The organism is Streptomyces lothianensis, from assembly GCF_047779955.1.
In the GTDB taxonomy this organism is placed as follows: domain Bacteria; phylum Actinomycetota; class Actinomycetes; order Streptomycetales; family Streptomycetaceae; genus Streptomyces.
Genome location: NZ_JBLMKT010000076.1, coordinates 14,403 through 32,692, shown reverse-complemented (window position 1 = coordinate 32,692; position 18,290 = coordinate 14,403). Strand labels below are relative to the sequence as shown.

Genomic DNA, 18,290 nt, shown 5'->3' with positions numbered 1-18,290 from the left:
GAAGGGCACGACATCGTGGCAAGGGTTCGGACGTGGGCCAACATGGCGGCCGTCGCGATGGCGGCGGTGCTCGGCATGGCGGCCACCGGGTGCAGCAGCACCGGCGGCAAGCGCGCCGAGGACGCACGCAAGGCCTCCGCCGAGGCGCAGGGCCGCGCGGCGGTGAACACACCCGAATGGACCTTCGCGATGGTCACCCACTCGGGCGATGGCGACAGCTTCTGGGACATCGTCCAGAGCGGCGCGAAGCAGGCCGCCGTCAAGGACAACATCAACTTCCTGTACGCCCATGACGACCAGGCGCAGCAGCAGGCGCAGCTCGTGCAGTCGTACATCGACAAGAAGGTCGACGGGCTGATCGTCACCCTCGCCAAGCCGGACGCCATGAAGGGCGTACTGGCGAACGCGAAGAAGGCCGGCATCCCCGTGATCACGGTGAACTCCGGCTCCGCCGAGTCCAAGGAGTTCGGCGCCCTCAGCCACATCGGCCAGGACGAGGAGATCGCCGGCGAGGCCGTCGGCGATGAGCTGACGAAGCGGGGCGCGAAGAAGGCGCTCTGCGTCCTGCACGAACAGGGCAACGTCGGCCACGAGCAGCGCTGCGCCGGCGCGAAGAAGTCCTTCGACGGCGAGCTCCAGAACCTCTACGTCGACGGCACGAACATGCCCGAGGTCCAGTCCGGCATCGGCGCGAAGCTCCAGGCCGACCCGGACATCGACGCCGTCGTCACGCTCGGCGCGCCCTTCGCCGACGCCGCGGTCAAGGCCAAGGCGGACGCGGGCAGCGAGGCCGAGATCGACACCTTCGACCTCAACGCGGACGTGGCGCGCGGCCTGCAGGACGGGACGTACGGCTTCGCGGTCGACCAGCAGCCCTATCTGCAGGGCTACGAGGCCGTCGACCTGCTCTGGCTCTACCGCTACAACGCCGACGTGCTCGGCGGCGGCCGGCCCGTCCTGACCGGCCCGCAGATCATCACCGGCGAGGACGCGGACGAGCTGCTGGAGTACACCGAGCGGGGGACCCGATGACCAAGACGGCCGAACCGGCCACGACGCCCCAGGACGAACGGCTGCTCGGCACCTCCCTGTGGCGCAGGCTGCTCTCCCGGCCCGAGCTGGGCGCGGTGATGGGCGCCGTCGCCGTCTTCGTCTTCTTCTCGCTGACCGCGGACAGCTTTCTGCAGCTCTCCTCGCTGAGCACCGTCCTGTACGCGGCGTCCACGCTCGGCATCATGGCCGTGCCGGTGGCGCTGCTGATGATCGGTGGCGAGTTCGACCTCTCGGCCGGTGTCCTCGTCACGTCCTCGGCGCTCACGTCCTCGATGTTCAGCTACCAGATGACCGCGAACGTCTGGGTGGGCGTCCTCGTCTCGCTCCTGGTCACGCTGGCGATCGGCGTCTTCAACGGGGCCATGCTGACCCGTACGAAACTGCCGAGCTTCATCATCACGCTCGGTACGTTCCTGATGCTGACCGGCCTGAACCTGGGCCTGACCAAGCTCATCAGCGGCACCGTGCAGACCAAGTCGATCTCGGACATGGAGGGCTTCGACTCCGCGCGGAAGGTCTTCGCCTCCGAGATCACCATCGGCAGCGTCAACTTCAAGATCACCATCCTGTGGTGGCTGGTCCTGGTGGCCCTCGCCACCTGGATCCTGCTCCGTACCCGCTGGGGCAACTGGATCTTCGCGGTCGGCGGCAACGGCGACGCGGCGCGCGCGGTCGGCGTCCCCGTCACCAAGACCCGCATCGGCCTCTACATGGGGGTCGGCTTCGGCGCCTGGGTCTCGGGCCAGCACCTGCTGTTCTCCTTCTCGCGGGTGCAGTCCGGCGAAGGCGTCGGCAACGAGCTGATCTACATCGTCGCGGCCGTCATCGGAGGCTGTCTGATCACCGGCGGCTACGGCTCCGCGATCGGCTCCGCCTTCGGCGCGCTGATCTTCGGCATGGTCAGCAAGGGCATCGTCTTCGCCGAGTGGAACGCCGACTGGTACAAGTTCTTCCTCGGCGCGATGCTGCTGCTCGCCACGCTCCTCAACCACTGGGTACGCAAGCGGGCGGAGGCCACGAAATGAATCGGGAAGCACCTGTGGCCCTGGTCGAGCTGGACGACATCAGCAAGTACTACGGCAACATCCGGGCGCTCGAAGGGGTGTCCCTCCAGGCCCACGCCGGAGAGGTCACCTGTGTCCTCGGCGACAACGGCGCGGGCAAGTCCACCCTCATCAAGATCATCGCGGGCCTGCACCAGCACGATGCGGGCACCTTCCGCATCGAGGGCGAGGAGGTCCGGCTCGGCAAACCGCGCGAGGCCCTGGACCGCGGGATCGCCACCGTCTACCAGGACCTGGCCGTCGTCCCCCTGATGCCGGTCTGGCGGAACTTCTTCCTCGGCTCCGAGCCGACGAAGGGCGCGGGCCCCCTCAGGCGCATGGACGTGGCGTTCATGCGTGAGACCACCCGGGTGGAGCTGGCGCGCATGGGCATCGACCTGCGCGACGTGGACCAGCCCATCGGCACGCTCTCCGGCGGCGAACGCCAGTGCGTCGCCATCGCCCGCGCGGTCCACTTCGGTGCGAAGGTTCTCGTCCTCGACGAGCCGACGGCGGCGCTCGGCGTCAAGCAGTCGGGCGTCGTCCTCAAGTACGTGGCGGCCGCACGTGACGCGGGTCTCGCCGTGGTCCTGATCACCCACAACCCGCACCACGCGTACCTGGTCGGTGACCGTTTCGTCCTCCTCAAGCGCGGCGCGATGGCCGGCAGCCACCTCAAGTCCGGAATCACCCTGGACGAACTCACCCGCCAGATGGCGGGCGGCTCCGAGCTGGAGGAACTCAGCCACGAGATCCAGCGCGCACCGGAGCCGCTGCACCTGGGCGGGGAGCCGCCGGAGAAGACCTGACGGTCCGGGCGGCCGGTACAGGGCCCACCAGGTCCGTCCGGTCCACCCGGCCCCGGCCGGGCACCGCGTCCGCGCGGACTCGCCCATAGAATCGCAAGCAATGAGCTCTTACCGTGATCTCGCCCCCCGAGGCTCAGCGCGCGCGACCCTGCGGACCGTGGGGACGCGCGAGCGCCGCTCGCATCTCACCGCCCCCCGCGTGCCCACGGTCGGTATCGACATCGGCGGTACGAAGGTGATGGCGGGCGTCGTCGACGCGGACGGCGTCATCCTGGAGAAGCTCCGTACGGAGACCCCGGACAAGTCCAAGAGCCCCAAGGTCGTCGAGGACACCATCTGCGAACTGGTCCTCGACCTCTCCGACCGCCACGACGTCCACGCCGTCGGCATCGGCGCGGCGGGCTGGGTGGACGCGGACCGCAACCGCGTCCTGTTCGCCCCGCACCTCGCCTGGCGCAACGAGCCCCTGCGCGAGGCCCTGGAGGGCCGCCTCGCCGTCCCCGTCCTCGTCGACAACGACGCCAACACCGCTGCCTGGGCCGAGTGGCGATTCGGCGCGGGCCAGGGCGAGGACAACCTCGTCATGATCACGCTCGGCACCGGCATCGGTGGCGCCATGCTGGAGAACGGCCAGGTCAAACGCGGCAAATTCGGTGTCGCCGGCGAGTTCGGCCATATGCAGGTCGTCCCCGGCGGCCACCGCTGCCCCTGCGGAAACCGAGGCTGCTGGGAGCAGTACAGCTCCGGCAATGCCCTGGTCCGCGAAGCCCGCGAGCTTGCCGCCGCCGATTCCCCCGTCGCGTACAACATCGTCGAACGCGTCAAGGGCCAGATCCCCGACATCACCGGCCCGCTGATCACGGAGCTCGCCCGCGAGGGCGATGCGATGTGCGTGGAGCTGCTCCAGGACATCGGCCAGTGGCTCGGCGTCGGCATCGCCAACCTCGCCGCGGCCCTCGACCCGTCCTGCTTCGTCATCGGCGGTGGCGTCAGCGCCGCGGACGACCTGCTGATCGTGCCCGCCAGGGACGCGTTCCGCCGCCAGCTCACCGGCCGCGGCTACCGTCCGGAGGCCCGTATCGCCAAGGCGCAGCTCGGACCCGATGCCGGTATGGTCGGCGCCGCCGACCTGGCGCGCCTGGTCGCCCGCCGCTTCCGGCGCGCCAACCGCCGGCGGGTCGAGCGGCACGAGAGGTACGAGCGCTACACCCAGGCGATCCGGAGCGGCCGTATCCCTACGCTGGCCGAGACGCGGGCGGCCGTGGCGGACCGCGCCACGGGCACGCGGTCCACGGATCCCGGGCCCACGGACCCGAGTGCGACCGGCCGGCCGGATGCCACCGACCGACCCGGCACAGGAGGCACGTCCGGCACCGGCGCCGACTCCGGCACCGGCGCCGACTCCGGCACCGGCACCGACTCCGGCCCCGGCGCCGACTCCGGCGCCGACTCCGGCACCGGCGCCGACTCCGGTTCCGGAGCCGACTCCGGTTCCGGAGCCGACTCCGGCTCCAGCGGCACTTCCGGAACCGCGGGCCACCCGAGCACCACCGACCCCAGCAGAACCGGCCCCAGCCCCACGCAAGGAAACCCGTAGATGCCGACCGTCCCTCGCCAGTCCTCGCCGCCGGACGAGCCGGTGCGTCAGCCGGAGGACCGTCGGCACATGATCCGGCGCCGCTGGCTGACCGCGATCATCATCGTGCTCCTGATCGGTGTGCCCGCCGGCTATCTCGCGATCTCCGCGGGCCAGAGCCGCGACAGCGGCCGCGACAAGGAGGAGCGCTACTCCGCGACCGGACTCACGGAGGGCTGGCCGACACGGCTGCAGCGACGGGTCTACGAGGTGCCGGTCCCCGGGGACGCCACGGAGGTCGCGTACTACGAGACCAACAACTGGCGCACCAGCCGCCTGTACATCCAGTTCCAGACGACGCAGACCGGTCTGGGGGAGTTCCTCGAGGGCATCGGCGCGAGCACGGAGGAGCTCGAATCCGGCAAGATCACCATCAGCGGCCGGGACCGGCGCATCGTCGGCTGGGACTTCGCCGGCGAGGGCCGGTGGTCGGGCCTCACACACGAACAGGCCGACCCCCGGCCGACCCGGGACGTCACCGTGGACACCCTCGATCCGCTGCGGCCGACGGTGTACGTGGTGTCGACGGCCAATCCCTGACGAGCGGCGCGTAAACGCCCTCTGACCTGCGCGGACGTCCGATTGTCAGTGCCGCTCCGTAAAGTCGTCGGCAGCTGGGAACACGCGGTGACAGCCGGCCCGACCCGGACCGGCGCGACGCGGGAAGCCCGACGAGGAGGTGCGACCGACCATGCCCACTGCCACGCTCACCCACCTCGCCCCTGTCTTCCTGCCCGCACCCCTGCCCCGCGAGGGCCGGATGGCGTTCTGGTCGCCGGATGACACTCCACTGCCGGCGGAGACCGGCCGGGGCACGGACCTCGCGGTCGTACGCAGACGGGGAGCCGTGATCCGTACGGTCGAGGTGCCCGCACTCACCCTCGACGTACCGGAAGCGCTGCCCGCCCTGCTGCACGCCCGCACCGCACCCGGGGCGCACCCGGCAGCCGCCTGCTGGGGCGCGGCCGCCCACTTCGCCCTGCACCTCATCGCCCGCGGCCGCCTCCTGCCCGGCCTCACCGTCGACGACCTCGACGCCTGGCGGGCGGGCCCGCTCGAAGCCGAGGACATCCGGCATCTGCGCGCGCTCGCGGCAGCCCTGCCGTACGAAGGCCACGTGAGCCCGCTGCCCGCGGCGAAGCCACTCGGACTGCCCGCCCCCGAGGCCGTGATCCGCGCCTTCCTGGACGCCGTCGCCGACAGCCTGCCGCGCACCCCCGCGGCCGCCCACGCCCTCGGCGCGCCCTTCGCCGCCCGCGCACCGCAGCGGCTGCCCGCCGCACGGGACTGGGCGGCGGAGGCGGCCGCCGGAATGGACACCGGTGTGCGGATCTCGCTGCGCCTCGATCTCAGCGGCTACCACCTGTTCGACCGCACCGACGATGCTCGGGGCCGGGGCGCCGCCGCGATCGTCCAGGTGCACAGCCTCGCCGACCCCACCCTCGTGATCGACGCGGCGAGCCTGTGGGCGGGCGAGGGCGACGCGGTCTTCGGCCCCCGCGCCCGGGTCGACGCGGCCCTTGCACTGCGCCGCGCCGCCCGCGTCTGGCCGCCCCTGGAGCGGCTCACGGAGCGCGACACCCCCGATGTACTGGCGCTCAGCGAGGAGGAGTTGTACGAGCTGCTCGGCGCTGCTGCCGCCCGCCTGACCGCCGCGGGCGTCGGGGTGCACTGGCCGCGCGATCTCGCCCAGGACCTGTCCGCGGCCGCGGTCGTCCGCCCGGCACCCGGCTCGGCCACCGACGGCACCGGCTTCTTCGAGGCCGAGCAACTCCTCGAGTTCCGCTGGCAACTGGCGCTCGGCGGCGAAGCGCTCAGCGAGGCCGAGATGGATGTGCTCGCCGAATCCCACCGGCCGGTCGTGCGCCTGCGCGACAGGTGGGTCCTGGTCGATCCCGCGCTCGTCCGCAAGGCACGCAACCGGGAGTTGGGACTGCTCGACCCGGTGGACGCGCTGTCCGTGGCGCTCACCGGCGAGGCCGAGGTCGACGGCGAGACGGTCGAGGCCGTACCCGTCGGCGCTCTCGCCGCCCTGCGCACCCGCCTGACCACCGCCCTCGCCCCGGCCGAGCCTCCCCCGGGACTGCGGGCGACCCTGCGCGACTACCAGCTCCGCGGCCTGACCTGGCTCGAGCAGATGACCTCACTGGGACTCGGCGGCTGCCTGGCCGACGACATGGGCCTCGGCAAGACCATCACCCTCATCGCCCTGCACCTCAAACGCGACCACGGCGAACCGACCCTCGTCGTATGCCCGGCCTCGCTGCTCGGCAACTGGCAGCGGGAGATCGAGAAGTTCGCCCCCGGCGTCCCCGTCCGCCGCTACCACGGCACCGGCCGCAGCCTCGAAGACCTCGACGGCGGCTTCGTCCTCACCACGTACGGCACCATGCGCACCGCCGCACCCCGTCTGGCACAGGAGAACTGGGGCATGATCGTCGCGGACGAGGCGCAGCATGTGAAGAACCCGACGTCCGCGACCGCCAAGGCGCTGCGCACCATCCCGGCGCCCGCCCGCGTCGCCCTGACCGGAACCCCCGTCGAGAACAACCTCTCCGAGCTGTGGGCCCTGCTCGACTGGACCACGCCGGGGCTGCTCGGGCCGCTCAAGGCGTTCCGGTCCCGCCATGCCCGCGCCGTCGAAGGCGGAGAACACCCCGACGCGGCCGAGCGGTTGGCGCGCCTGGTGCGGCCCTTCCTGCTGCGCCGCAGGAAGTCCGACCCCGGCATCGTGCCCGAACTGCCCCCGAAGACCGAGACCGACCACCCCGTACCCCTGACCCGCGAACAGGCAGGGCTCTACGAGGCGGTGGTCCGCGAGTCCATGGCCGCGATCGAGGCGGCCGAGGGGATCGCCCGCCGCGGCCTCGTCCTGAAAATGCTCGGCGCGCTCAAACAGATCTGCAACCACCCGGCGCAGTACCTCAAGGAGGGCGGGGTGCCCGTGCCGGACCTGCGCGGGGTACGGCTCGAAGGCCGCTCGGGCAAGCTCGCCCTGCTCGACGAGCTGGTGGACACGATCCTCACGGAGGACGGATCGGTGCTCGTCTTCACGCAGTACGTGGGGATGGCCCGCCTCATCGCCGCCCATCTCGCCACCCGGGCCGTGCCGGTCGAGATGCTGCACGGGGGGACGCCGGTCGCCGAGCGCGAGAAGCTCGTCGACCGTTTCCAGGCAGGGGCCATCCCGGTGCTCGTGCTCTCGCTCAAGGCGGCGGGCACCGGCCTCAACCTGACGCGCGCGGGCCACGTCGTGCACTTCGACCGCTGGTGGAACCCGGCGGTGGAGGAACAGGCCACCGACCGCGCCTACCGCATCGGCCAGACCCAGCCGGTCCAGGTCCACCGGCTGATCACCGAAGGCACGGTCGAGGACCGCATCGCCGAAATGCTGGCCGCGAAGCGGGAGCTCGCCGAGGCGATCCTCGGCACGGGCGAGTCCGCCCTGACCGAACTCACGGACCGCGACCTGGCGGACCTCGTCTCGCTGCGGAGGTCGGCATGAGCGGAACAGGGCAGGGCAGCCCCGCGGACCGCGCCCGCGCGGCGCTGCGCGCCGCGCGGGATGCGGCTGCTTCCACCACGGGGGAGGGACAGGACACCGAGCCGGGCGAGCCGGCCCGGGCCCCGGCCGCCGCGGGGCAGGCTCCGGCGCCCGCCCCGGAATCCGGGACCAAGAGCGCGGGACGTCAGGCTCCTCGTCCGGTCGAGCCCGCGGCTTCGTCCGGTGGTGCGCGCCCGGCCGATGCGGCGCGGGCGGCACTGCGCGCGGCCCGGTCCGTGGCTCTGGCCCCGGGGGCAGGTGACCCCCCGGACAGGCAGCGTGAGGGGGCGGTGGAGCACACGACGACGGCCCCGGACAGCGAACACGCTCGTCCGGGGCCGAGCACGCCTGACGCCGAGCGCGAGCAGACGCAGCCAATGTCCCGACCGGAAGGCCACGAGGCCGACGAGGCCCGGGCGGCGCTGCGCGCCGCGCGGGATGCGGCACATCGGGAGGAGCGCGCGGAGCAGGCCCGCGCTGCGCGTGGGCCTGCACGGCCGCGCCGCACGCGCGGCAGCGGGGGAGGCCCGCGAACGGCGGCCGCGGATCTGGCCGGTCTGCTGCAGACCCTCGGGCACGGGGGAGTGCAACGGTCCCCGGACATGGCGGAAGCCCTGACGCCTGACCACTCCACCCGGCACACGGCGCCGACCCCCGACCCCGCGCGCGGCATCCTGGACACAACCGAAGGCGCGGCACGCCATCACGACGCCCGTACGGCATCGCCCGCGCCCGGCGATGCCTCACCCCCCGGTACGGCCGCGCCCGCTTCCGGCGAGCGTCCGCGTACCGCCGAGGCCGCGCCCGCTTCCGGTCAGCGTCCGCGTACCGCCGCGCCCCCGCCCGCACCCGACCACCACCCCCGCACCGCGGCGACCGCCCCCGCGCCACCCCGGCGCACCCGGGACGCGGCATCCGGACGGGCGGAGGCCGCCCCCGCCCGAACGCTCCCCGTCCAGGATCTGAGGCGTACCTTCTCCGCGCTTCCCCAGCGCCCCACCCGCGAGGGCGACTTCGCCGACACCTGGTGGGGGAACGCCTGGGTGCACGCCATGGAGGAGGTGGCCGCGGATCCGGCGCGGGTCAAGCGGGGGCGGGCGTATGCCGACCAGGGGCACGTCGAGGCGATCACCGTCACGCCCGGCAGCGCGCTCGCGTATGTGCAGGGCAGCCGCCGGCGCCCCTACCGCACCCGCATCCGGCTGCGGACCCTCGACGAGGCGGACTGGGAGCGCTTCCTCGACGCCGCCGCCGACCACCCCGGCCACCTGGCCGCGCTGCTCGACCGTGAACTCCCGCACGGCCTCGCGGACCTTGCCGACGATCTTGGTGTGGATCTCCTGCCGGGCCCGGGCGACCTGCAACCCGACTGCTCCTGCCCGGACTCCGGCCACCCCTGCAAACACGCCGCCGCCCTCTGCTACCAGACGGCCCGACTGCTCGACACCGACCCCTTTGTTCTTCTCCTGCTGCGCGGCCGGGGCGAGCACTGGCTCCTCGACACCCTCGCCCGCCGCAACGCACACCGCGCCGCCCGCGCCGAGCCCTCCGCCCCGGCGATGCCCTCCGTACGGGCCGCGGAGGCCCTCGACCCGCGCCCCCTGCCACCGCTGCCCCCGCCTCTGCCGACCCCCGCGCAGCCGGGCCCGGCCCCCGCCTACCCGGCCGCACCCGGCGGCCCTGACCCGCTGGCGCTCGACCAGTTGGCGACGGACGCGGCCGCCCGCGCCCACACGCTCCTGACCACCGGCGAGGACCCCGTCGCCGCCCTCACGCTCTGGCAGGACGCCGTCCGGATCGCCGCCGGACAGCCCGGATCCGGACTCACCGGCTCAACCCGCGCTCTCTACGCCCGGCTGGCCGCGGCAGCCGGGCGTTCCACCACCGACCTCGCACGGGCCGTGGCGGCCTGGCGCCAGGGCGGCCTCGACGGGCTGGCCGTCCTCGAGGAGGCGTGGAACCCACCGGCAGGCCCCTTCGACCAGGCCCGCCCGGCCCTGCTCGCCGCGGAACACCCCCCGTTCCGGCCCCGGCACAACCACCTCACCCACCCGGCCGGCCACCTCCAGCTCCGCTACGGCCGCGACGGCTACTGGTACCCGTACGAATCCGAGGCAGGCCGGGAGGACTGGTGGCCGAGGGGCACGCGAGACCTCGACCCGGTCGGCGCCCTGTCCGGGTGGACGGGAGACGGCATGCCGAGCTGAGAGCGACCGGGCATCCCACGCCTGTCGGGCATCCCGGGTCTGTCGGGCACTCCGCGCCTGTCGGGCATCCCGTGCCTGTCGGGCACCTCGGGTCCGTCGGACATCCCGCGCCTGTCGGGCATCCCGCAAGCCCGCCGGGCGCCTCGGAGCCCCGCTGCGGAGCTCGCAGCCCTGCCGGATCCCTACCGCAGCCGCGTCACCGCCAGCAGATACTCCTTGCGGTTCAGCGGATTGTGGTCCGTGCGCGGCCGGGCGGGCGGCGTACCCGTCACCGGCCGGTACCCCGCGAACCGGGACTCCGCGAGACCCTCACCGCTCGTCAGCCCCGGAAGCAGCTGCCCCAGCCGGTGCAGACCGGCCGCCGGGACCTCCGCCTCCACCGTGCAGGCCGCGCCCCGGACCACCGGACTCCCCGGCACGGCCCGCAATTGCCCGAGCAGCGCGAGCACCGGGCTCAGCGCATCCGCGGGCAGATCGAACCGCACCCGGTGCACCGGCTCCTCGACCCGCGTTCCCGCCTCCCGCAGCGCATCCATGAGGACGAGCGGTGTGAGCTGCCGGAAATCGCGCGCCGTACTCGACATGCTCTTGTCGAAGACCGCATGCGCATGGCTCTGCCGCGGCCAGTAACCACAGTGCGTCATGGTGACCCTGCAGTCGGGGACCCGCCAGCCGAGCAGCCCCTGGCCGAGCGTCTCGTACACCGTTTCCTCGACGGCCTTGAAGAACGCGTACGGCATGGAACCGAGTTCCACCTCGAGACCGAACGACACCCCGCTCCCCGGCGCCGCCGGTTCCACCCGCAGACCCACCGTGCCGAGGAACGGATGGAGGTCCTTCTCGTATCCGTGACCCACCCCGAGCGGCCGTTCGACACAGATCGTGGTCGTCTCACGGAAGCCGGCCTCGATCCCGAACTCCTCGGCGAGCGTGGTCTCGATGACCTCCTTCTGCACCTCGCCGTAGAGCGAGAGGTACACCTCCCCGCGCACGTCGTCCTGACGCAGGCCGATCAGCGGGTCCTGCTCGGCGAGTCGGGCCAGCGCCAGATGCAGGGCACCGCGGTCCGTCCCGGGGCCGGGCACCACAACCGTCTCCAGCGTGGGCGGTGCGAAATGCGCCTGGGCGGACTCCCTGCGGGCGGCGCCCACCCAGTCGCCGATCCGCACCTCACCGAGACCCCACACCTTCGCGATCTCCCCGGCCCGCACGGCGGACCGTCGCGCGCCCGTGCCCTCGTGGAAGACCTCCACCGCGGTGACCTTGCCCTCGTGCGAGGAATCCGCGCGCCCCACGGGCACCCGCTCGCGTACGGACAACGTGCCGGAGAACATCCGTACACAGGCGATCTTCTCGCCCGCCTCGCCGCGTTCCACCTTGAACACCGTGCCCGAGAGCCGCCCGTCGCCACGATCCGCCGAAGGCAGCAGACCACGGATGCCGTCCACCAGCTCGGGCACCCCCGCGCCCGTCACCGCCGAGCCGAAGAACACCGGGTGCACTCGGCAGTCCCGCGTCTGCCGGGCGAGTGCGCCGATCAGACGGCGGTACGGGACGGGGGTGTCCGTGACGTACGCGGAGAGGAGTTCCTCGTCCTGCTCGGCGAGCACCTCGGTCATGCGTCGGCGGAACGCGGCGTCCTCGCCGCCGTAGGCGAGGGCGCGGGCCTCGGGGGTGCCGATGGCCCGCACCGGGCCCATCGCGAGCACCGTCGGCGTCAGACGCTCGGCGAGCTGCCGCAGCGTCGACGCGTACCGTGCGCCGCCACGGTCGATCTTGTTGACGAAGATCAGGGTGGGGATGCCGAGCCTGCGCAACGTCCGCAGCAGGATCCGCGTCTGTGCCTGCACCCCCTCCACGGCCGATACGACGAGCACCACGCCGTCGAGCACACCGAGCACCCGCTCCACCTCGGCGATGAAGTCGGGATGGCCGGGCGTGTCGATGAGGTTGATGTTCACCCGGTCCTCGGGCGGGCCGAGCGGAAAGGAGACCACCGCGGACTTGATGGTGATGCCGCGGCGCCGCTCCAGGGCGAGCGAATCCGTGCGCGTACTTCCTTCGTCGACGCTGCCGGGGGCGTCGATCACACCGGCGGCGTGCAGCAGCCGCTCGGTCAGACTTGTCTTACCGGCGTCCACATGGGCGAGGATGCCCAGGTTCAGTGACGGATCGGTCCATGCCGATGACACGTGGCGTCAGGTCCTTCGAAGAGGGGATCGGGGTCTGCGAACGGGACATGGACGTCTGACGCATTCCGATACCTCTGCCTCTTCTTGTGGGCTTTGTGAGCCCTTCTCGTGCCCTTTTCCTGGCCGCTTCCGCGCGGCGGACGCCTGTGAGTAGAACAGAGCGCGTACCGCCGGGCAACGCAATATCCGCCGCTACGGAACCCGCCTCACCACTGCGTCCACGAAGCGGATTGCGCGGCCCACATGTCGTCGCGTACGCGGGTGTCGTGCTCCAGATGGCCGGTGTCGTTCCAGCGGCGGATCGCCGGGTGGCCGTGACTCTTGCTGAGAACGGACAACGACCCCGGCGCCAGATCGAGTTGGGACGCGAACGAGACCTCCTGGCCCAGCCAGCGCGCGGTGAGCGCGCGCAGCAGATGGGCATGGGCGAAGAGGATGATGTTGCAGTCCCGCTCGCGGGCCCAGGCGACCACCTCATCGGCGCGCGCGGAGATCCCGGCGAGGGTCTCGCCCTCGGGCACGCCGTCGCGCCACAGGTCCCAGCCGGGGCGCTCCCGTTGGATCTGCGGCGTGGTCAGTCCTTCGTACGCCCCGTAGTCGTACTCCATGAGCGCGTCCCACGGTGTGGCCCGGTCCAGGAACCCGGCCAGTTCGCAGGTCTGGCGGGCGCGCAGCAGCGGACTGGTGCGGACCACCGCGTCTGACAGGCCCTCCCAGGGGCTGCAGTGCAGCCGTTCACCGAGCCGCCGCGCACTGCGCCGGCCGGCCTCGACCAGCGGCAGATCGGTGCGGCCGGTGTGCTGCCCGCTCTGCGACCAGGCGGTCTCACCGTGCCGTGCGAGCAGGATGCGGGGTGCGTTCGGCATGGTGTGCTCATTTCTCGGGGCGGGGCGGGGCGGAGCGGGGCGGGGTGGAGCGCGGCATTCGGGCCGTGCGCGCCGTAACCCGTTGCTATCCGCCCGCGACCCCGCCCGCGGCGTGCGGCGGGGCGTGCCGGGGGACATCCGCCCTGGTGGAGTACGCGGAGTTTCGCGCCGATCGCCGAGGGGTGACCGCCTGCCTCAGGGTCGGGCAGGAGCCTCGGGCCACCCGAGGGGGTACAGCGCGTCCGTGTCGTCGGCGACGAGCGGCTCACCGCCCGCCTCGCTGAACGCGGTGAGCGCCTCGACGAGCGCGGCGCGTCGGTCCGGGCCGATCCGGGCCACGATCGAGGCGATCTCCTCGCGGCGGCGGGCGGTCACTTCGTCGACGATCCGGCGGCCTTCCTCGGTCAGACCGAGGAGTGTTTCGCGCCGGTTGGCGGGATTGATATGCCGCTCGGCGAGCCCGGCCGCGATGAGACGGTCGACCATGCGCATCGCCGTGGACGGGTTGACCTTCAACAGATCGGCCAGGACGACGAGTTTGGACGTGCCCCGGGAGGCCAGGACCACCAGGAGCCGGAACTGCGGCAGCGTCACCCGGTCCTCGGCTGCCGCGAGGGAGCGGGCGGAGACCGCGACCAGAAGCCGCGAGACGGTCAGCACAGCCCGCGTCACCTCATCGACGCCGTCGGCACCCGGCTCGAGAGGGTCTGCGCCCGGCTCGACGCGGTCCGCACCCCGCTCGGCTTCGTCCACGCCGCGCTCGGCGTCGCCCGTGCCCGGCTGGGGATCCTCCGTGCCCGGCTCGGGCTGCCCTGCGTTGGCCATACCTCCTTTGTACCGTGCCCCACTTCGGCAGACGCAGCCCCGCCCGCCCGGTCGGCCCACCTCACCGGTTGCGGCAGACGGCAGACGGCAGACCCGCCCGCCCGCGACCGGGGTGCCTGGGCCCGGCAGTCCTCCTCCCTACCCGGCCGCGGCGGGTTCCCGGGCCGGAGCGGAGGCCTGCGGAGCCGGGTGCACGGCGCGCAGCGCGCCGTGGTGGGTGAGCCAGCCGACCAGCCGGATCCGCTCGGAGTCGAGGACCGGCAGTCCGGTGCCCGGGGCGGCCATGAGGGCCTGCAGCGCGGCGTCGAGTGGCATGTCCTCGCCGAGCGGCTGCGGTGTGTGCACGAGCTCGCCGACCGCGTGGGCCTGTTGGGCCGGCTTCCTGGCCAGCGCCTCGGCCACCGCGCGGGCCGTCACCGTCCCGAGGTGGCGGCCGTCGTCGCCGGTGACCGGCAGGGCACCGTGCTCGGAGCGGGACAACCGCTCGGCGGCATCGGCGAGTCGGACGTCTGCCCCGATGGTCTCCGGGGCCCGCTCCATGAACTCACGCACCCGCCGGCCGGCGACCGCGGTGCCGGAGGCCGGCTTCTCGAGATCGATGCCGCGCCGCCGCAGCTTGAGCGTGTAGATGGTGTCGCGGGAGAGCAGCTTGCTGACGGCCGTCGCGGTGACGATCGCGAGCATCAGCGGCAGGATGATCGTGTACTGGCCGGTCAGCTCGAAGAGGATGATGACGGCCGTGATCGGGGCGCGGGAAGCCCCTGCGAAGACCGCACCCATGCCGACCAGGGCATACGCGCCGACGGCACCTGCCGTCCCGGGGACCAGGGAGTGCAGGACGGAACCGTAGGCGGCGCCGAGCATCGCGCCCATGAACAGGCTGGGCGCGAACACACCGCCGGATCCGCCGATGCCGATGGTGAGGCTGGTGGCGATGATCTTCCCGGCCAGGAGCAGCAGCAGGAAGGCCGCCGCGTACTCGCCCTCGGCCGCGTTCTCCAGGACCGGGTAGCCGACTCCGTACATCTCCGGGAGGACGAGGAGCACCACTCCGAGCAGCAGGCCGCCGGCGGCCGGACGCAGCCACTCCGGTCCGCGCCAGGCCCAGTCGCAGGCGTCCTCGATCCAGTACAGGATCCGGGTGAAGCCGATACCGACGGCGCCCGCGATGACACCGAGCAACACGAACAGGCCGTACTGAGCGAGGTGTTCGACGCGGAAGGGCGGCAGGTCGAGGAAGGCGACGTCGCCGAAGGCCGCCCGGCCGATCACGCTGGCGGCGACACTGGAGACCACGATGGCGGCGAAGGCCTCGACGGCGAAGCTGCGCAGGATCAGCTCCATCGCGAAGAACACCCCGGCAAGCGGCGCGTTGAACGTCGCCGCGATACCGCCCGCCGCACCACAGGCCACCAGGAGCCTCATCCGTCCCTCGGCGACCTTCGTGAAGCGGCCCAGGGTCGAGCCGAGCGCGGCGCCGATCTGAACGATCGGCCCCTCACGCCCCACCGAACCACCCGAGCCGATGGTGAGCGCGGAGGCCAGGGCCTTGACGACGGACACGTTGGGGTTGATGCGTCCGCCGCGCCGATCGACCGCGAGCATCACCTCGGGCACGCCGTGGCCGCGGGCCTCCTTGGCGAAGCGGTCCACCAGCGGCCCGTACAGCAGCCCGCCGATCACCGGGACGACCAGCACGAACCACGGTCCGAGCCAGGGCACGTGCGGATGGGACGCACCCCCGGCGCCGGCGTAGTCGGCGTGCCCCGAGAACAGCCGGGTGAAGGTGTCGATCAGCCGGCGGAAGGCGATCGAGCCGAGCCCGGCACCCACCCCGATCGCCAGGGCGAGCCCGGCCAGCCCCCAGGGCGCGTGCCGCAGACCGCCCTCGAGACGGCGCCGCCATGGCGCGCCCGCTGTCTTGTCGGGCTCCCGCGGCTCCCGTGCCGCCCCGGCCCTCCGTGTCCCGTCCTTCGCCGTCGACGACCCGCTCATGCAGTGCTCTGCCTTCCCTTCGGTCGCGCCATTTTGCATTATGCAAAGCTTGTCAAGGGGCAGGGCCTGACCGGTCGTGTTCCGTGACGACGGGGCGAAGCCGTCGCAGGAACCCGTGGGCGGCGGGGGACGGCCAGGGGCTTCGGGGGCTGTGCCGCGCGTTCGGACGCATCCGGCGAGCGGTATCGGGCACCCGCTGCCAGACTGACGTGAACTGGCTGAGCTCGGCCCATCGGGCAGGAGATTCTCCGCAGGGTGTTTCTCGGGAGATTCTCGGCAAGACCCCAGGGGCAGGAACAAGACGGAGTCGACAACAAGAGGGATCCACATGGCCAATCAATCCCGCGAACAGTGGGGCACGCGCGCAGGATTCCTCTTGGCCGCGATCGGCTCCGCCATCGGCCTCGGCAACATCTGGCGCTTCCCGGCCGTCGCCTACGAGAACGGCGGCGGAGCCTTCCTCCTGCCGTATCTGGTCGCGCTGCTCACCGCGGGGCTGCCTCTCCTGATCATGGAATACACGATCGGGCGCAAATACCGGAAGTCGCCCCCGGCCGCGCTGCGCAAGATGGCCAAGCCGGCTCAGTTCATCGGCTGGTGGCAAGTGGCCATCTGCGTGGTGATCGCCGCGTACTACGCCGTCATCCTCGCCTGGGCCGTGCGTTACGTCGGCTTCTCCTTCGGGGAGCAGTGGGGCGACAAGCCCGACGAGTTCCTGCTCCAGGACTTTCTGCAGGTGGCCGAGGCGCCCGGCGCCATCTCCTCGTACGTCGGCGGGGTGTTCTGGCCGCTGCTCGCCGTCTGGGCGGTCGTCCTGATCGTTCTGGCCATGGGTGTCAGGCGCGGTATCGAGAAGCTCAACAAGATCTTCATCCCGCTGCTCGTCGTCTTCTTCGTGGTCCTGGTGATCCGGGCCCTCACCCTGGACGGCGCGAACCTCGGCCTCGACGCCTTCTTCTCGCCGGACTGGGAGGCCCTGACCGACGGTTCCGTCTGGGTCGCTGCCTACGGTCAGATCTTCTTCTCGCTCTCCATCGGCTTCGGCATCATGGTCACGTACGCCTCGTACCTGCGCCGCCGCTCCGATCTCACCGGATCCGCGCTGGTGGCCGGCTTCGCCAACAGCTCCTTCGAAATCCTCGCCGGCATCGGCGTGTTCGCGACGCTGGGCTTCATGGCCGCGCAGACAGGTGGCGCGATCGGGGATGTGCAGGGCGGCCTCGGACTTGCCTTCATCGCCTTCCCGACGATCATCTCCCAGATGCCCGCGGGCGCCTTTTTCGGCGTGCTGTTCTTCGGCTCCCTGGTCATCGCGGGAACCACCTCGCTGATCAGCATCGTGCAGGTGATCGTCTCCGCGGTCGAGGACCGGACCGGGCTCGGCCGGATCCCCGCCGTGTTCGCCGCCGGGGGCCTGGTCGCCGTGATCTCGCTGGTGCTGTTCCCGACGGACAGCGGGCTCTATCTCCTCGACTCCGCCGACCACTTCGTCAACCAGTACGGCATTGCGCTGGCCGCCCTCGTCAGCGTCGTGGCCGTGGCCTGGGTGCTGCGCCAGCTGCCCGCACTGCAGCAGAACGCGGACGCGACCTCGGCCGTCCGGCTCGGCCACTGGTGGAAGATCTGCCTCGGTGTGATCACCCCGCTCGGCCTGGGCTGGATGCTGGTGGACGCGCTGCGCCAGGAACTCTCCGAGAACTACGCGGGCTACTCGACCTCGTTCCTGCTCGCCACCGGCTGGAGCGTCGCGATCGGCACGCTGGCCGTGGGCATCCTCGTCTCGCTGATCCCCTGGAGGAGTCAGGACAGCGAACTCGAAATCGATCCTGACACCCTGAGCAAGTAGGAGAGCCCATGTCCACCGGAGCCGTGGTGATGATGATCGTGTCCATCATCATCGTCTGGGGCGGACTGATCGCCGCCATCATCAAACTCAGGAGCCATCCGGACGAGCACTCCATGCCGGAGTGAGGCGAGCGGTCCTTGTGACACCGCTTGCCGCGAGGCGTGACCGGGGTCTTCGCGTGGGGTCCGGTTGCCAGATCCGGGCAAGCACCGGCTGTTCGCTCCCGTTCGCTCGGCCGCGGGCCCCGGGGTGCAGTTCTCCTCGTCGGCAGGAA

At 72.0% G+C, this 18,290-nt stretch carries 12 protein-coding genes and 1 pseudogene; 9 read left to right on the top strand and 4 right to left on the bottom strand.

The window, feature by feature from the left end:
* Positions 1 to 15: 15 nt before the first annotated feature.
* From ACLF6P_RS27345 to ACLF6P_RS27315, 7 genes and pseudogenes are all read left to right on the top strand, one after another.
* Positions 16 to 1,032 carry a substrate-binding domain-containing protein gene (locus ACLF6P_RS27345; protein WP_415953887.1) on the top strand — a complete coding sequence of 339 codons (1,017 nt, stop codon included), beginning with the start codon at positions 16 to 18 and terminating at the stop codon, positions 1,030 to 1,032.
* Positions 1,029 to 2,078 (top strand): ABC transporter permease, encoded by a 1,050-nt coding sequence (locus ACLF6P_RS27340; protein ID WP_415953886.1) that lies wholly within the window; start codon positions 1,029 to 1,031, stop codon positions 2,076 to 2,078. The genes ACLF6P_RS27345 and ACLF6P_RS27340 overlap by 4 nt, the downstream gene beginning before the upstream one ends.
* Entirely contained in the window at positions 2,075 to 2,905 is an 831-nt protein-coding gene (locus ACLF6P_RS27335) for an ATP-binding cassette domain-containing protein (RefSeq protein ID WP_415953884.1), read from the top strand. The genes ACLF6P_RS27340 and ACLF6P_RS27335 overlap by 4 nt, the downstream gene beginning before the upstream one ends.
* 100 nt (positions 2,906 to 3,005) lie before the next feature.
* Positions 3,006 to 4,130, top strand: a pseudogene (locus ACLF6P_RS27330) (ROK family glucokinase); the annotation flags it as partial.
* Positions 4,131 to 4,502: 372 nt separating this feature from the next.
* Positions 4,503 to 5,081 carry a sugar kinase gene (locus ACLF6P_RS27325; protein WP_415953883.1) on the top strand — a complete coding sequence of 193 codons (579 nt, stop codon included), beginning with the start codon at positions 4,503 to 4,505 and terminating at the stop codon, positions 5,079 to 5,081.
* Between the two features lie 151 nt (positions 5,082 to 5,232).
* On the top strand, positions 5,233 to 8,046 hold the full coding sequence (locus tag ACLF6P_RS27320; RefSeq protein ID WP_415953881.1) for a DEAD/DEAH box helicase: 2,814 nt from the start codon (positions 5,233 to 5,235) through the stop codon (positions 8,044 to 8,046).
* 416 nt (positions 8,047 to 8,462) lie between these two features.
* The gene (locus ACLF6P_RS27315) at positions 8,463 to 10,292 is read left to right on the top strand and encodes an SWIM zinc finger family protein (protein ID WP_415953880.1); all 1,830 of its coding nucleotides are present in this window, start codon (positions 8,463 to 8,465) and stop codon (positions 10,290 to 10,292) included.
* A gap of 182 nt (positions 10,293 to 10,474) precedes the next feature.
* Here the strand turns inward: ACLF6P_RS27315 and ACLF6P_RS27310 are convergent, their stop codons facing one another.
* The 4 genes from ACLF6P_RS27310 to ACLF6P_RS27295 all read right to left on the bottom strand — a co-directional run bounded on the left by ACLF6P_RS27310 (position 10,475) and on the right by ACLF6P_RS27295 (position 16,170).
* Entirely contained in the window at positions 10,475 to 12,484 is a 2,010-nt protein-coding gene (locus ACLF6P_RS27310; protein ID WP_415953878.1) for a GTP-binding protein, read from the bottom strand.
* Positions 12,485 to 12,690: 206 nt separating this feature from the next.
* The gene (locus ACLF6P_RS27305; protein WP_415953876.1) at positions 12,691 to 13,350 is read right to left on the bottom strand and encodes a histidine phosphatase family protein; all 660 of its coding nucleotides are present in this window, start codon (positions 13,348 to 13,350) and stop codon (positions 12,691 to 12,693) included.
* 195 nt (positions 13,351 to 13,545) lie between these two features.
* On the bottom strand, positions 13,546 to 14,175 hold the full coding sequence (locus ACLF6P_RS27300; RefSeq protein WP_415953874.1) for a MarR family winged helix-turn-helix transcriptional regulator: 630 nt from the start codon (positions 14,173 to 14,175) through the stop codon (positions 13,546 to 13,548).
* A gap of 138 nt (positions 14,176 to 14,313) precedes the next feature.
* Entirely contained in the window at positions 14,314 to 16,170 is a 1,857-nt protein-coding gene (locus ACLF6P_RS27295) for a chloride channel protein (protein WP_415953872.1), read from the bottom strand.
* 328 nt (positions 16,171 to 16,498) lie between these two features.
* Here ACLF6P_RS27295 and ACLF6P_RS27290 point away from each other — a divergent pair, with 328 nt between their 5' ends.
* Positions 16,499 to 18,016 (top strand): sodium-dependent transporter, encoded by a 1,518-nt coding sequence (locus ACLF6P_RS27290; RefSeq protein ID WP_415953870.1) that lies wholly within the window; start codon positions 16,499 to 16,501, stop codon positions 18,014 to 18,016.
* 8 nt (positions 18,017 to 18,024) lie between these two features.
* Entirely contained in the window at positions 18,025 to 18,141 is a 117-nt protein-coding gene (locus ACLF6P_RS27285) for a methionine/alanine import family NSS transporter small subunit (protein WP_415953868.1), read from the top strand.
* The last annotated feature ends 149 nt before the right edge of the window (positions 18,142 to 18,290 follow it).

Coding starts and splice junctions, on each gene's coding strand:
- ACLF6P_RS27340 (WP_415953886.1), top strand. CDS start 1,029: ATGACCAAGACGGCCGAACCGGCCACGACGCCCCAGGACGAACGGCTG.
- ACLF6P_RS27335 (WP_415953884.1), top strand. CDS start 2,075: ATGAATCGGGAAGCACCTGTGGCCCTGGTCGAGCTGGACGACATCAGC.
- ACLF6P_RS27325 (WP_415953883.1), top strand. CDS start 4,503: ATGCCGACCGTCCCTCGCCAGTCCTCGCCGCCGGACGAGCCGGTGCGT.
- ACLF6P_RS27320 (WP_415953881.1), top strand. CDS start 5,233: ATGCCCACTGCCACGCTCACCCACCTCGCCCCTGTCTTCCTGCCCGCA.
- ACLF6P_RS27315 (WP_415953880.1), top strand. CDS start 8,463: ATGTCCCGACCGGAAGGCCACGAGGCCGACGAGGCCCGGGCGGCGCTG.
- ACLF6P_RS27305 (WP_415953876.1), bottom strand. CDS start 13,350: ATGCCGAACGCACCCCGCATCCTGCTCGCACGGCACGGTGAGACCGCC.
- ACLF6P_RS27300 (WP_415953874.1), bottom strand. CDS start 14,175: ATGGCCAACGCAGGGCAGCCCGAGCCGGGCACGGAGGATCCCCAGCCG.
- ACLF6P_RS27295 (WP_415953872.1), bottom strand. CDS start 16,170: ATGAGCGGGTCGTCGACGGCGAAGGACGGGACACGGAGGGCCGGGGCG.
- ACLF6P_RS27290 (WP_415953870.1), top strand. CDS start 16,499: ATGGCCAATCAATCCCGCGAACAGTGGGGCACGCGCGCAGGATTCCTC.
- ACLF6P_RS27285 (WP_415953868.1), top strand. CDS start 18,025: ATGTCCACCGGAGCCGTGGTGATGATGATCGTGTCCATCATCATCGTC.